At 64.4% G+C, this 15,325-nt stretch carries 10 protein-coding genes; 5 read left to right on the forward strand and 5 right to left on the reverse strand.

Annotated features, from left to right (window positions below):
- Nucleotides 1-10: 10 nt before the first annotated feature.
- Nucleotides 11-694 (reverse strand): lipoprotein-releasing ABC transporter ATP-binding protein LolD, encoded by a 684-nt coding sequence (lolD, locus tag ACNQPL_RS02625; RefSeq protein ID WP_346613858.1) that lies wholly within the window; start codon nt 692-694, stop codon nt 11-13.
- Between the two features lie 7 nt (nt 695-701).
- On the reverse strand, nt 702-1,952 hold the full coding sequence (locus tag ACNQPL_RS02630) for a lipoprotein-releasing ABC transporter permease subunit (protein ID WP_416465746.1): 1,251 nt from the start codon (nt 1,950-1,952) through the stop codon (nt 702-704).
- 93 nt (nt 1,953-2,045) lie between these two features.
- Here ACNQPL_RS02630 and ACNQPL_RS02635 point away from each other — a divergent pair, with 93 nt between their 5' ends.
- Together ACNQPL_RS02635 and ACNQPL_RS02640 are read left to right on the forward strand one after the other, a co-directional pair.
- Nucleotides 2,046-2,630 carry a PilZ domain-containing protein gene (locus ACNQPL_RS02635; protein ID WP_346613856.1) on the forward strand — a complete coding sequence of 195 codons (585 nt, stop codon included), beginning with the start codon at nt 2,046-2,048 and terminating at the stop codon, nt 2,628-2,630.
- Nucleotides 2,631-2,661: 31 nt separating this feature from the next.
- Nucleotides 2,662-3,378, forward strand: coding sequence for a glycerophosphodiester phosphodiesterase (locus tag ACNQPL_RS02640; RefSeq protein WP_346613854.1), 717 nt, complete (start codon nt 2,662-2,664; stop codon nt 3,376-3,378).
- Between the two features lie 48 nt (nt 3,379-3,426).
- Here ACNQPL_RS02640 and sthA read toward each other — a convergent pair whose 3' ends face one another.
- From sthA to ACNQPL_RS02655, 3 genes are all read right to left on the reverse strand, one after another.
- Complete coding sequence (sthA, locus tag ACNQPL_RS02645) at nt 3,427-4,821, reverse strand: Si-specific NAD(P)(+) transhydrogenase (protein WP_346613853.1); 1,395 nt, start codon at nt 4,819-4,821, stop codon at nt 3,427-3,429.
- Between the two features lie 204 nt (nt 4,822-5,025).
- Nucleotides 5,026-6,024 (reverse strand): FAD:protein FMN transferase, encoded by a 999-nt coding sequence (locus tag ACNQPL_RS02650; RefSeq protein WP_346613852.1) that lies wholly within the window; start codon nt 6,022-6,024, stop codon nt 5,026-5,028.
- Between the two features lie 197 nt (nt 6,025-6,221).
- Entirely contained in the window at nt 6,222-7,685 is a 1,464-nt protein-coding gene (locus ACNQPL_RS02655; protein WP_416465749.1) for a glyceraldehyde-3-phosphate dehydrogenase, read from the reverse strand.
- A 168-nt stretch (nt 7,686-7,853) separates the two neighbouring features.
- Between ACNQPL_RS02655 and mfd the strand changes: the two genes are divergently transcribed.
- The 3 genes from mfd to ACNQPL_RS02670 are packed head-to-tail and all read left to right on the forward strand — an operon-like array spanning nt 7,854 to nt 15,213.
- Nucleotides 7,854-11,303, forward strand: a complete 3,450-nt coding sequence (mfd, locus tag ACNQPL_RS02660) for a transcription-repair coupling factor (RefSeq protein WP_416465751.1) — start codon at nt 7,854-7,856, stop codon at nt 11,301-11,303.
- A 9-nt stretch (nt 11,304-11,312) separates the two neighbouring features.
- Nucleotides 11,313-11,885 carry a CsiV family protein gene (locus tag ACNQPL_RS02665; RefSeq protein WP_416465753.1) on the forward strand — a complete coding sequence of 191 codons (573 nt, stop codon included), beginning with the start codon at nt 11,313-11,315 and terminating at the stop codon, nt 11,883-11,885.
- 1 nt (nt 11,886) lies between these two features.
- Nucleotides 11,887-15,213 carry an SNF2-related protein gene (locus ACNQPL_RS02670; protein WP_416465755.1) on the forward strand — a complete coding sequence of 1,109 codons (3,327 nt, stop codon included), beginning with the start codon at nt 11,887-11,889 and terminating at the stop codon, nt 15,211-15,213.
- Nucleotides 15,214-15,325 lie beyond the last annotated feature (112 nt).

Consider the following 15,325-nt stretch of genomic DNA (forward strand, 5'->3'; position numbering starts at 1 on the left):
TGCAAGCGGCTCAGATCGCCACCAGGTGACCGTCGTCGAGTTTCAGCACGCGGTCCATCTGGCGCGCCAGGTTGAGGTCGTGGGTCACCACCAGGAACGCCGTGCGCGAAGAGCTGGAAAGCTCCTGCATCAGCTCCTGGATGCCCTGGGCGGTGTGGTGGTCGAGGTTGCCGGTCGGCTCGTCGAGCATCACCAGGCCCGGGCGGTTGACCAGCGCACGGGCAATCGCCACGCGCTGGCGCTCACCGCCGGACAGCTCGGCAGGCTTGTGGTGCAGGCGGTGGCCCAGGCCCACACGCTCCAGCAGTGCTTGTGCGCGCTCGCGGGCTTCGGGGATGGCGGTGCGGCCGATCAGCAGCGGCATGCACACGTTCTCCATCGCGGTGAACTCGGGCAGCAGGTGGTGGAACTGGTAAACGAAGCCCAGCTCACGGTTGCGCAGCAGGCCGCGCGCGCGCTCGCCCAGTGCCGACAACTCTTCGCCGGCCAGCCAGACGCTGCCCTGGGTCGGCCGGTCGAGGCCGCCCAGCAGGTTGAGCAAGGTACTCTTGCCCGAGCCCGAACTGCCAACGATGGCCACCCGCTCACCGGCGTGCAGCTCAAGGTTGAGCCCGGACAGCACCTTCACCGACTCCGGGCCCTCGTCGTAGGACTTGCCCAGGTTGCGGCAGCTCAGAACGGCTTTATCACTCATGCGCGACTCACTCATAACGTAGCGCCTCTGCAGGCTGGGTGCGCGCCGCACGCCAGGCCGGGTACAGGGTGGCGAAGAAACTCAGGACCAGCGCCGCACCGCAGACCATGTACACGTCCTGGGACTGGATCTGCGACGGCAGGTAATCGATGAAATACACGTCGGCGTTGAGGAATTTGTGCCCGATCAGCTTCTCGATGCCGGCGATCGCTGCGCTGACATTGAGCGCGGCGACAATGCCGACCACAGCGCCGATCAGTGTGCCAATCACCCCGATCACCGTCCCCTGGACCATGAAGATGGCCATGATCTGCCCAGGTGTGGCGCCCAGGGTTCGCAGGATGGCGATGTCACCGCGCTTGTCGTTGACCACCATCACCAGGGTGGAAATGATGTTGAACGCCGCCACCGCGACGATCAGCAACAGCAGCAGGCCGATCATGGCCTTCTCCATGCGGATCGCCTGGTACAGGTTGCCGTGGGTACGGGTCCAGTCGCGGCTGTAGTACTCCTGTTCGCCCAGCTGCTGGGCGATGCTCCAGGCCACACGCGGCGCCTGGAACAGGTCGTCGAACTTCAGGCGCAGGCCCTGCACCTGGTCCGGCTTCCAGCGGTGCAGGCGGGACAGGTCGGCGATGTTGGTCAGGCCCAGGTAGCCGTCGATTTCGCCAGCACCGACGTGGAAGGTGCCCACCACGGTGAAGCGCTTCATGCGTGGGAACATGCCGGCCGGTGTAACGCTGACTTCCGGGGCGACGAAGGTCAGCTTGTCGCCGATGGCCACCCCCAGCTTGGCGGCGGCCTTGTCGCCGATCATGATGCCCCACTCGCCCGGCGCCAGCTGGTCGAGGCGGCCTTGCTGGATGAAGTGGTCGATGATCGACACCTCACGTTCGCGGGCCGGGTCGATGCCGTTGAGCAGCACCTTCTGCACCTTGCCGTCATGGGTCAGCAGGCCCTGCATCTGGGTGTAGGGCGCTACCGCCAGCACCTGCGGATTCTGCTTTACTTGTTGAGCAAGGGCGGGCCAGTCGTTGATCGGCTGGCCGCTCTCGAGCGTGGCGTGAGGGACCATGCCGAGCACGCGGGTACGCATCTCGTGGTCGAAACCGTTCATCACCGAGAGCACCACGATCATCACCACCACGCCCAGGGCGAGGCCGATCATCGAGGTCAGGGATATGAACGAGACGAAGTGGTTACGGCGCTTGGCACGGGTGTAACGCGTACCGATGAATGCGAAAAGAGGTCTGAACATGTCGGGGCTTGTTCGGATGAAAGGGAACGTCCTTGTGGCGAGGCGCCTGTGGCGGCTTTACACTCGGACCACCGCCGCTACCATGGGTTCGCCATGACGACATTAGACGAAGAAGATCGCCGCGAATACTACCGCATCGAAGATCGGATCGCACTGGAAATCAGCCCCTTGAGCGCGGCCGAAGCCCTTGAGCCAGAACTGTTGCAGGATGATTCGCCGTTGTTCAACCTGCTCAGCGAGCTGCACCTGTCCGACTTCGAGTCGCAGCACCTGCTGCGCCAGCTGAGCGACAAGGACCGCACACTGGCTGCGTTTCTGCGGGCACAGAGCAAGCGCCTGGACCTGCTCAGCGCAGTGGTCGCGCAAACCTTGCTCGGCGAGATCGGCCAGCCGCAACGAGTGATCATCTCCGAAGGCGGCATCGAGTTCGCGCAGCGTCAGCAGATCGCCCCCGGCACCCGGGTCAAGGTGAAGATGGTGCTGATGCCCCGCGCCCACGGTTTGCTGCTGCGCGGCAAGGTCACCCACTGCGACCCGCAGCCCGACGGCAGTTTCGAACTGGGCACCGAATTCACCGACATGACCGACGCCCAGCGCCAGTTGCTGGCCCGCTACATCCTGCAGCGCCAACAGCAGCAACGGCGCCAGCAGTTGGAACAGAGCGACCCCGCCCCCTGAGCCTTTTCATTCTTGACCTGAAGGAACGAACGTGACCCTTATCTATGGCCACCGCGGCGCCAAGGGCGAAGCGCCCGAGAACACCCTGCACAGCTTCCGCCAGTGCCTGTCCCACGGCGTCAACCGCTGCGAACTGGACCTGCACCTGTCGGCCGACAACGAGCTGATGGTCATTCACGACCCTAGCCTCAAACGCACCACCGGAAGGCGTGGCAAGGTCGTCGAACACCCCGCTGCCGACCTGGTCACCTACGACGCACGCAAGGGCGGCCCGGGCCATGTGCAGCCCTGCCCTATCCCACGGCTGGAAGAACTGTTCGAAAAATGCGCCTTCGAGCACTGGCAACTGGAGGTCAAGAGTGCCTCGCGCACCCGCGCCGCCACCACCGTGTTGGCCATCCGCGAACTGGCCCAGCAGTACGGCCTGCTGGACAAAGTGACCATCACCTCGAGTTCACGGGAAGTACTGGGCGCCGCGCTGGAGCTGGTGCCGGACGTGAAGCGCGGGCTGGTCGCCGAGTACGCCTGGCTCGACCCGCTGAAGGTCGCGCAGAACTACGGCTGCGAGCTGCTGGCATTGAACTGGACACTGTGCACCCCCGAGCGCCTGCTCAAAGCGCAGGGCCAGGGTTTGCATGTGTCGGTATGGACGGTCAACGAACCGGCACTGATGCGCCGGCTCGCTGATTTTGGCGTGGACAGCCTGATTACAGACTTTCCCGGTTTGGCCAAGACCACCCTCGGGTAGGGCTGAAATCGGTCTCCCCGACCGGCTCAGGCCACCGGCCGGAGCCGCTTAAAAAAGCCGGTTCAGGCCGTCGTAGGCAGCTACCCGATAGGCTTCGGCCATGGTCGGGTAGTTGAACGTGGTGTTGACGAAGTACTTCAGGTTATTCAGCTCGCCCGGCTGGTTCATGATCGCCTGGCCGATATGGACGATTTCCGAAGCCTGGTAGCCGAAGCAGTGCACGCCAAGGATTTCCAGGGTTTCGCGGTGGAACAGGATTTTCAGCATGCCTTGCGGCTCGCCGGCAATCTGCGCACGCGCCATGCTTTTGAAGAACGCCTTGCCCACTTCGTACGGCACCTTGGCCTGGGTCAGCTCCTGCTCGTTCTTGCCGATCGAGCTGATCTCCGGAATCGTGTAGATACCGGTCGGCACGTCGTTGACGAAGCGCCAGCTGCCGTTGTCGACAATGCTGCCGGCCGCCGAACGGCCCTGGTCGTGGGCGGCGCTGGCCAGGCTTGGCCAGCCGATCACGTCACCGGCGCCGTAGATATTCGGCACGGCGGTGCGGTAGGCCTCGTCGACTTCGATCTGGCCACGGCTGTTGACCTTGATACCGATGTTTTCCAGGCCCAGCTTGTCGGTGTTGCCGGTACGGCCGTTGCACCACAGCAAGGCGTCGGCCTTGATCTTCTTGCCCGACTTCAGGTGCAGGATCACACCGTTGTCCAGGCCTTCGACCCGCTCGTACTCCTCGTTGTGGCGCACGGTGATGTTGTTGTTGCTGAAGTGGTAGCTCAGCGCCTGGGAAATTTCCGAGTCGAGGAAGCTCAGCAACTGGCCACGGTTGTCGACCAGCTCGACCAGCACCCCCAGGCCGCTGAAGATCGAGGCGTATTCGCAACCGATCACCCCGGCGCCGTAAACGATCAGTTTGCGCGGGGTATGGCTCAGGCTGAGGATGGTGTCGCTGTCGTAGACGCGCGGGTGGTGGAAGTCGATGTCGGCCGGGCGATAAGGGCGCGAGCCGGTAGCGATGATGATGTGCTTGGCGTTGAGCTTTTCTACCACGCCATTGGGGCACACCACTTCGATGGTCTGCTCGTCGGCAAAGCTGCCAGTGCCGAAGAACAGATCGACGCGGTTACGGGCGTAGTAGCCGGTACGCGAAGCGACCTGCTTGGAGATCACCTTCTCGGCGCTTTTGAGCACATCCGGGAAGGAGAACCAGCGCGGCTCACCGATGGCACGGAACATCGGGTTGGTGTTGAACTGCATGATCTGCCGCACCGAGTGACGCAGTGCCTTGGACGGGATGGTGCCCAAGTGGGTGCAGTTGCCACCGACCTGGCGACGGCTGTCGACCATCGCCACCTTGCGCCCTGCTTTGGCGGCGTTCATTGCCGCGCCTTCTCCGGCCGGGCCGGAACCCAACACCACTACGTCGTAGTTGTAGACAGCCATGCGTACTCCTTCAGAACTGGCCCGCTGGCCACGGTCGCCGCGGGACTCGATCATGCCGCCGGGGCGCCATGAGAAAATTCGGGTGCAGTCTAATCAAGCGTGAACGGCGCGCACATTAACCCTTGGTCGCGTCGTAGGCCAATTTTGCCTGCACTACATGTGCATTCACCCATTCCCTGGCCTTGATCTTCCCTGCTTGCGCTTTCACTCGCCTTTCAGCGCCCGTTCGAATGCGGGCGTCGCTCGGGAGACGAAACCACCCTCTGCCCGAGTCACCAGTACTGCTGCCAGGTCGTGGGCGATGGCGAAGTCCCAGCCGCGCTCAGGCCCAAGGATCAGCAGCAGGGTCGAATAGCCGTCGGCCTGCAGCGCCGAGGCATCGAGCACGGTGACGGCGGCCAGGTCGTGATCGACCGGGCGCCCGAGGCGGGCATCGAAGGTGTGCGAATAGCGCCGGCCATTCTGCTCGAAATAGTGCCGATAGTCACCCGAGGTCGACACACCCAGCCCATTTACCGGGATTACCTGGCGGGCAATCTGGCGGTCTTCGCGGGGCAATTCCAGGGCGATGCGCCACGGGCTGCCATCGGGTTTGCGGCCAACGGCCTTGAGCTCGCCGGTGGCTTCGGCGATGAAGTTGCCAATGCCCATCGCGCTCAGGCGCGCGGCAATCAGGTCGACGGCATGGCCGGCGGCGATGCTGTTGAAGTCCAGCTGCACCGCAGCGTCCTTGCACAGCGCCTGCCCATCGATGCGCAGGTGCCGGTAGCCGACGCGCTGGCGGGCCTGGGCCAGGGCCTGCGGGTCAGGCACCTGCTCATGCCGGGCCTGGGGGCCGAAACCCCAGAGGTCAAGCAGCGGCTCGACGGTGAGGTCGAAGGCGCCATCGCTCTGCCTGGCCAAGTGCTGGCCGAGGCTGACCAGTTCGAGCATGTCGGGCGGCAGGGCCAGGCACTGGTTGGCGGGCAGCTGGTTGAACTGGCTGACGGTAGAGTCGCCGCGGTAGGTCGAGTAGTGCTGGTCGATGTCGTGAAGGATGGTTTCGACGGCGGCCTGCACCTGGACAGGTGCGGGGCCGCCGGGCTCGCGGACGTACTGGATGCTGTAGCTGCTGCCCATGGTCGGGCCGCCCAGGCGCTCCAGGGTCGGGCCTTGGTTGCAGGCGGTGAGGAGCATCAGGATGAACAGGAGGGCTGTGCGCAAAATTTCAGTTCTCGGTTGCCAGTGCCGGTCTCTTCGCGGGGCGAGCCCGCTCCCACAGGGTCACCTCGACCCGGCGGATGTCACTCACTTTGTGGGAGCGGGCTTGCCCCGCGAAGAGGCCGGTACAGACACCATAAATACAGGCAAAAAAAACGGGAACCCGAAGGTTCCCGTTTTTTCATTGCCTTACAAGCGAATCAACGTGGAAACGCTGGCGGGTTCACACCGGCCATGTCTTCCATCACGCGAACCACCTGGCAGCTGTAACCGAACTCGTTGTCGTACCAGACGTACAGAACAACGCGGTTATCGTTGGCGATGGTCGCTTCGGCATCAACCACACCGGCGTGGCGCGAGCCCACGAAGTCGGTCGAAACCACTTCCTGCGAGCTTACGTAGTCGATCTGCTTGTGCAGCTCCGAGTGCATGGCCGTCTGGCGCAGGTACTCGTTGATTTCGTCGCGGTTAGTGGCTTTCTCAAGGTTCAGGTTGAGGATGGCCATCGAAACGTTCGGCGTCGGTACGCGAATGGCGTTGCCGGTCAGCTTGCCCTTGAGCACTGGCAGTGCCTTGGCGGCTGCAGTGGCGGCACCGGTCTCGGTGATGACCATGTTCAGCGGCGCGGCGCGGCCACGGCGGCTGCCCTTGTGGAAGTTGTCGATCAAGTTCTGGTCGTTGGTGAACGAGTGAACGGTTTCGACGTGGCCGTTGACGATGCCGTACTTGTCGTTGACAGCCTTCAGCACCGGCACGATGGCGTTGGTGGTGCAGGAAGCGGCCGAGATGATCTTGTCATCGGCGGCGATGTCACCGTGGTTGATGCCGTGCACGATGTTCTTCAGCGCGCCCTTGCCCGGTGCGGTGAGGATCACGCGGGCAGCGCCCGGGCAGGCCAGGTGTTGGCCCAGGCCGTCGGCGTCACGCCATACACCGGTGTTGTCGACGATCAGCGCGTTCTCGATGCCGTACTGGGTGTAGTCGACTTCGCTCGGGCTCTTGGCGTAGATGATCTGGATCAGGTTGCCGTTGGCGGTCAGGGTGTTGTTGGCTTCATCGATGGTGATGGTGCCATCGAACGGGCCGTGCACCGAGTCACGACGCAGCAGGCTGGCGCGCTTGACCAGGTCGTTTTCAGCACCCTTGCGCACAACGATGGCGCGCAGACGCAGGCCGTCGCCACCACCGGTCTTCTCGATCAGGATGCGCGCCAGCAGGCGGCCGATGCGGCCGAAGCCGTACAGGACGACGTCGGTGCCTTTGCGCGCCGAAGCGTTCTGCTGGCCAACCACGTCGGCCAGTTCTTCACGGACGAACTGCTCGGCAGTCTTGCCGTTGCCTTCCTGCTTGAACTTGTTGGCCAGCTTGCCCAGGTCGACCGAAGCGGCGCCCAGTTTCAGCTCGCTCATGGCCTTGAGCAGGGGGAATGTCTCGTGGACGGACAGCTCGGTTTCGTCGGTTTGGCGGTGACGCGCAAAGCGGTGCGCCTTGAGAATCGAGATAACCGAACGGTTGATCAGGCTGCGGCCATAGATCGAGCTCACCACGTTGTTATTGCGGTAGAGCTGACCGATAAGCGGGATCATCGCTTCAGCAAGTGCTTCACGATCGATCCACTCACCAAGACACTGGTCGGGCTTCTGAGTCACGGGAACCTTCCACATGTAGGGGGAGAAAAAGGGGCTACATTATGACGCCCCAACGCGTAACCGGCAATGAGCGCCTGTCGTGGCAGCCGAAGCCTGAGTTCAGGGCCCTTCTCGAGCCTGACATCACGCACCGGCACCGGTACAATCGGTCTCTTTGCCGCAACGCTTGGAGTGCAATCTCCCGTGTCAGTTCTGCGCCTACCGCAAATGTCGGCCACGGCCGGCAAACAAACCTGGGGCAACCTGCCAGGTGCCGCCCTCAGCCTTGCCATCGCCGAGGCCGCCAGCAGTGCTGGCCGCTTCACGCTGCTGCTGACCGCCGACAGCCAGGCTGCCGACCGTCTGGAACAGGAGCTGCGCTTCTTTGCCCCGGACCTGCCGGTGCTGCCGTTCCCCGATTGGGAAACCCTGCCCTACGACCTGTTCTCGCCGCACCAGGACATCATCTCCCAGCGCATCGCCAGCCTTTATCGGCTGCCGGAGCTGAGCCATGGCATCCTCGTCGTGCCGATCACCACGGCCCTGCACCGCCTGGCGCCGACGCGCTTTCTGCTCGGCAGCAGCCTGGTGCTGGACGTGGGCCAGACCATCGACGTCGAACAGATGCGCTCGCGCCTGGAAGCCAGCGGCTACCGCTGCGTCGACACGGTCTACGAGCACGGCGAATTCGCTGTGCGTGGCGCACTGATCGACCTGTTCCCGATGGGCAGCAAACTGCCCTACCGCATCGACCTGTTCGACGACGAAATCGAAACACTGCGCACCTTCGACCCGGAGACCCAGCGCTCGATCGACAAGGTCGACTCGATCCGCCTGCTGCCGGCGCGCGAATTCCCCATGCAGAAGGAAGAAGTGACGCGCTTCAAGGCCCGCTTCCGCGAACGCTTCGACGTCGACTTCCGCCGCAGCGCGATCTTCCAGGACCTCGCCAGCGGCATCATCCCCGCCGGTATCGAGTACTACCTGCCGCTGTTCTTCGAAGAAACCTCGACCCTGTTCGACTACCTGCCGAGCGACACCCAGGTGTTCTCCCTGCCAGGCGTCGAACAGGCCGCCGAGCATTTCTGGAACGATGTGCGCGGGCGCTATGAAGACCGCCGCGGCGACCTGAGCCGCCCACTGCTGCCACCGGCCGAGCTGTTCCTGCCGGTGGAAGACTGCTTCGCCCGGCTGAAACAGTGGCCGCGGGTAGTGGTCAGCGCCGACGACGTCGAGGCCGGCAGCGGCCGGGAACGCTTCCCGGCCCGCGCCCTACCCAACCTGGCCATCGAGGCCAAGGCCAACCAGCCGCTGGCGGCGCTGTCCGAGTTCCTCGACCAGTTCAACGGCCGGGTGCTGTTCACCGCCGAATCGGCGGGCCGGCGCGAAGTGCTGCTGGAGCTGCTCGAGCGCCTCAAGCTGAGGCCGCAAACGGTCGAAGGCTGGGCCGACTTCATCACCGGCAACGCGCGCCTGGCGATCACCATCGCCCCGCTCGACGATGGCCTGCTGCTCGAAGACCCAGGCCTGGCCCTGGTCGCCGAAAGCCCGCTGTTCGGCCAACGCGTGATGCAGCGCCGGCGCCGCGACAAGCGCGGCGAGGCGGCCAACGACGCGGTCATCAAGAACCTTACCGAGCTGCGCGAAGGCGCGCCGGTGGTGCACATCGACCACGGCGTGGGCCGCTACCTGGGCCTGGCCACACTGGAAATCGACGGCCAGGCCGCCGAGTTCCTGACCCTGGAGTACGCCGAGAACGCCAAGCTTTATGTGCCCGTGGCCAACCTGCACCTGATTGCCCGCTACACCGGCAGCGACGATGCCCTGGCCCCGCTGCACCGGCTGGGTTCGGAAGCCTGGCAGAAGGCCAAGCGCAAGGCCGCCGAGCAAGTGCGCGACGTTGCCGCCGAACTGCTCGACATCTATGCCCGCCGCGCCGCGCGTAAAGGCTATGCCTTTGCCGACCCGGCCGCCGACTATGCCACCTTCAGTGCCGGCTTCCCGTTCGAGGAAACTCCCGACCAGCAGAACGCCATCGAAGCGGTGCGTGCCGACATGCTCGCCGCCAAGCCGATGGACCGCCTGGTGTGTGGCGACGTGGGCTTCGGCAAAACCGAGGTGGCCATGCGCGCCGCGTTCATCGCCGTGCACAGTGGCCGCCAGGTAGCGGTGCTGGTGCCCACTACCCTGCTCGCCCAGCAGCACTACAACAGTTTCCGTGACCGCTTCGCCGACTGGCCGGTTTCGGTTGAAGTGATGAGCCGTTTCAAGTCGGCCAAGGAAGTGGCCAGCGCTGCCGCAGACCTTGCCGAAGGCAAGATCGACATCCTCATCGGCACCCACAAGCTGCTGCAGGACGATGTGCGCTTCAAGGACCTGGGCCTGGTGGTGATCGACGAAGAGCACCGTTTTGGCGTACGCCAGAAGGAACAGCTCAAGGCCCTGCGCAGCGAGGTGGACATCCTCACCCTGACCGCCACGCCGATCCCGCGCACCCTGAACATGGCCGTGGCCGGCATGCGCGACCTGTCGATCATCGCCACCCCGCCCGCCCGGCGCCTGTCTGTACGCACCTTTGTCATGGAGCAGAACAACAGCACGGTCAAAGAAGCCCTGCTGCGTGAACTGCTGCGCGGCGGCCAGGTTTATTACCTGCACAACGATGTGAAAACCATCGAGAAATGCGCCGCCGACCTCGCCGAACTGGTCCCCGAAGCGCGCATCGGCATCGGCCACGGGCAGATGCGCGAGCGTGAACTGGAACAGGTGATGAGCGACTTCTACCACAAGCGCTTCAACGTGCTGATCGCCTCGACCATCATCGAGACCGGCATCGACGTGCCCAGCGCCAACACCATCGTCATCGAGCGCGCCGACAAGTTCGGCCTGGCTCAGTTGCACCAGCTGCGCGGCCGGGTTGGCCGTAGCCACCACCAGGCCTACGCCTACCTGCTCACCCCGGCACGGCAAAAGGTCAGCAGCGACGCCGAGAAACGCCTGGAGGCCATCGCCAACACCCAGGACCTGGGCGCAGGCTTCGTGCTGGCCACCAACGACCTGGAAATCCGCGGTGCCGGCGAGTTGCTGGGCGAAGGCCAGAGCGGGCAGATCCAGGCCGTGGGCTTTACCCTGTACATGGAAATGCTCGAACGCGCGGTCAAGGCCATCCGCAAGGGCACCCAGCCGAACCTTGAGCAACCGCTTGGCGGCGGCCCGGAGATCAACCTGCGCCTGCCGGCGCTGATCCCCGAGGACTACTTGCCTGACGTGCATGCGCGGCTGATCCTCTACAAACGCATCGCCTCGGCGGCCGACGAAGAAGGCCTCAAGGACCTGCAAGTGGAGATGATCGACCGCTTCGGCCTGCTGCCCGAGCCGACCAAGAACCTGATGCGCCTGACCCAGCTCAAGCTGCAGGCGGAAAAGCTCGGCATCAAGAAAGTCGACGCCGGCCCCAATGGCGGCAAGCTCGAGTTCGAGGCCGAAACCCCGGTCGACCCGCTGACCCTGATCAAGCTGATCCAGGGCCAGCCAAAACGCTACAAGTTCGAAGGCGCCACGCAGTTCCGCTTCCTGGTCCCCATGGAACGCCCCGACGAACGCTTCAACACTCTGGAGGCGCTGTTCGAGCGCCTGACCCCACAGACAGCCTAAGGAAGATCCATGCGTGCCATCCGTTGCCTGACCTTGTTGCTTGCGCTGTTCGCGCCGGCGGCCTTCGCCGAAGGCCTGTATCAGGTAGAAATGATCCTTGTGCGGCAGAACAGCGTGCCCGCCTTCACCAGCCCGTTCGCGCCCGAAGACTGGAGCGCTAGCGCACCGCGCCTGGACAAAGGCGCCGAGCGCCCATTGGCGCTGGAAGATGAAGCCACACGGCTGCAGGCGACGGCAGACTACACCGTGCTGCTGCACAAGGCCTGGCAGCAGCCAGTGGTCGAAGGCCCGAGCCGCATTGCCCTGAGCGCTGGCGAGGAGCAATTCGGCCACTTCCCGATCGAAGGCAACCTGAGCATCACCAACGGCCGCTTCATCGCCGTGGACGCCAACGTCTGGGTCAACCAGCTCGACGGCAATGGCAACGTGCTGCAAAGCGAGCAGTTCCGGCAGAGCAACAGCAACATGAAAGGCGGCCAGCTGACCTTCCTCGACGGGGGCCATTTGGCGGTACTGCTGAAGGTCACGCCACCGGGCACACGCAAGATGCCTGTGATGGACCCGGAGATGATGGAGCAGTGATGTGAGCGCGGCCGATGCGCAGCACTTGTTGATGGCTTACCCGCACTGGGTCGATTTTATCGAACCCGGCGCGTTGGCCCGGGGGCGGAATTACGCTGCGCAGGCGCGCACCCGCATCGTCTCGTCGAATGACAGAACCATCGAAGCGACCTGCGAGGGGTCGGCGGACCAGAGATACCACCAGACCATCAACTTGGTGATCAACGGCCCCGACCTGCGCGTTTTCGGGCGCTGTACCTGCCCAGTGGGGCTCAACTGCAAACACTGCGTTGCCGCACTCCTGCATCTGCAGAGCGGCGGCGGCCGCCTGGCGCCGCCTATGCCCCAAGAGCAGGCCGCCTTAGTGCTGCCACCGGATCTCAACCTGTGGGTCGAGGCGCTCGAGTCGCCCGCGCCGAGCACTGCAACCGGCGAGCCTGTGCGCAAGGGCCCGGCAATCTACTATCGCATCCAGATGGACCGCGAGCATTGGCAACTGGAGGCGATCAAGGGTACCCGGCAAGCCGATGGCACCCTGAAAATCGGCCGAATCACGTCGATGCCCGAATTGATCTACTACACCCCGCGCTACGTTACCGAGGAAGATGCGCGGTTGCTTCGGCTGATCGACGCCCGCAGCAAAACCATTGCGCCGGTGGTGGAACTGGAGGGTAAGCAAGGCGCAGAACTGTTTGGTTATGCCCTGGCGACAGGGCGCCTGCTCTGCGAAGAAGACCCCGCACCAATGGCGGCCGGGCCTGAGCGGCATGCCGAATTCCGCTGGGTCAGGCTGGACAACGGCAGTTATCGGGGGGCCTGGTACCTCGATGATCAAGTTCAGCTGCAGGCCTTGCCCATCGACCCTATGTACTACGTGGACAAACAGAGGCATCAGGCCGGCAAGCTACGCCACGACCTCGACCCCTTCATCGCCAGCCAGCTTGCACGCGCGCCCACTGTCCCCGAACACCTGGTTGTCCCTTTGAGCCATCGATTGAACGCCTTGAACCGCCAAGTCCCCACGCCTACCGCGGTGAACACCCAGCAGGTCGATGACATCCCGCCCAAAGGTCGGCTAACCCTCGGTAGCCTCGAATTCAGCGCCTACATGCCCAAGACCGGCCGCATGCAGCGACAGATGCAGCACCGCGCCGCGCTGGCGTTCGACTACGACGGCCTGCGCGCCAGCGGCAATGACGACAAGCCGCTGACCCGGCTAGTGGACGCCACCAGCCAACGCATCCGCCGCCAGCCAGCGGCCGAGCAGGCACTGCGCAAAACCCTGCGCGACCTGGGCTTCAAGCCTGCCACCCGGCAAAGCAAAGCCCTGCCAGACAGCGCCGGCGAAATGCTCCAGCTGCCCGACGACGAAGCCTGGCTGCGCTTCGCCCGCGATGGCCTGCCACGCCTGCGCGACGCCGGCTGGGAAGTCGACATCTACCGCGACTTCGCCTTCAACCTGCAGGACGTGGACGACTGGTACGCCAGTATCGAAGAAGCGCCGGGCCATGAATGGTTCGACCTGGAACTGGGCATCGTTGTCGAAGGCCAGCGCCACAGCCTGCTGCCAATCGTGCTGCAGTTGCTGCGCAGCAACCCCGAGCTGCTGCGCCCCAGCGAGCTGGCCCGGCGCAGCGACGACGAGCACCTGCTGATCGACCTCAACCGCGGCCGGCTGGACAGCCCCGCGCTGCGCGTCGCCCTGCCCTACGGGCGAATCAAGGCGGTGATGGGCACCCTCGGCGAGCTGTACCTGCACGAAGGCAGTGCAGGCCCCGCACTGCGCATGGACCGCGCCGACGCGGCACGCCTGAACGAGATCGAACACCTGCCACTGCACTGGGAGGGTGGCGCCCATGTGCGTGACCTCGGCCGGCGCCTGCGCGATGCACGCGACCTGCAGGTGGCCCCACCCGCCGCACTCAACGCCACCCTGCGCCCCTACCAGCAGCAGGGCCTCAACTGGCTGCAGGCGCTGCGCGAAATGGGCACCGGCGGCATCCTGGGCGACGACATGGGCTTGGGCAAGACCTTGCAGGCCCTGGCCCACCTGCTGCTGGAAAAACAGCACGGGCGCTTGGCCCACCCTGCCCTGGCTGTTATGCCGACCAGCCTGGTGCCCAACTGGCTCGACGAGGCCAAGCGCTTTGCGCCAGGCCTGCGTGTGCTTGCCCTGCAGGGCCCCGGCCGCAGCAAGCATTTCGCCAAGTTGCACGAATACGACCTGGTGCTGACCACCTACGCCCTGGTGCCGCGCGACCTCGAACACCTGCGCGCGCAACCGTGGAGCGTGCTGGTGCTGGACGAGGCGCAGAACATCAAGAGCAGCACCAGCAAGGCCGCCCTCGCCCTCTGCGAGCTGCAGGCCAACCAGCGCCTGTGCCTGACCGGCACGCCTATGGAAAACAACCTGGGCGAGCTGTGGTCGATCTTCCATTTCCTCATGCCCGGCTGGCTGGGCGAGCTCAAACGCTTCAACCAGGATTACCGCACCCCGATCGAGCGCCATGGCGACACCGAGCGCCTGGCTCACCTGGTTACCCGTATTCGCCCATTTTTGCTGCGCCGCACCAAGGAGCAGGTGGCCACCGAGTTGCCGCCCAAGACCGAGATGGTGCACTGGGTGGAACTCAGCGATGCGCAGCGCGACACCTACGAAGCCGTGCGGGTCGCCATGGACAAGAAGGTGCGCGACGAAATCGCCCGCAATGGCGCGGCACGCAGCCAGATCGTGATCCTCGATGCGCTGCTCAAGCTGCGCCAGGTGTGCTGCGATTTGCGCCTGGTGAAAGGGGTCGAGACCAAAGGCAACCAGGCCGACAAAGGCAAGTTGGGTGCGCTGCTGGACATGCTCGAAGAGCTGCTCAGCGAAGGCCGACGGGTGCTGCTGTTCTCGCAGTTCACCTCGATGCTGGCACTGATCGAGCAAGAGCTGGACAAGCGCAAGATCCGCTACAGCCTGCTCACCGGCGACACCCGCGACAGGCGCACACCCGTGCAGCAGTTCCAGCAGGGCGACAGCGAGGTGTTCCTGATCAGCCTCAAGGCCGGCGGCGTAGGGCTTAACCTGACCGCTGCCGACACGGTGATTCACTTCGACCCCTGGTGGAACCCGGCCAGTGAGAATCAGGCGACCGACCGTGCGTACCGTATCGGTCAGGACAAGCCGGTTTTCGTGTTCAAGCTGATCACGCGCGGCACGGTGGAGGAGAAGATCCAACAGCTGCAGCAGGAGAAAGCTGCCTTGGCGGCGAGCCTGCTCGATGGTGGGCAGGCTGGGCAGTGGCGGCTGGGGGATGAGGAGATCGAGGCGTTGTTCGCGCCGCTGCCAGGCAAGCGCGGCCGCTGACAGCCAGGCCGGCCTATTCGCGGGGCAAGCCCGCTCCCACAAATTCAATACAATCTGGACTGCCTCCAAGGGTTGAATTGATGCCCAACCTCTTGGGGCAATCCAGTCTGTG

Source organism: Pseudomonas sp. LFS044, assembly GCF_047978245.1.
Classification (GTDB): Bacteria; Pseudomonadota; Gammaproteobacteria; order Pseudomonadales; family Pseudomonadaceae; genus Aquipseudomonas.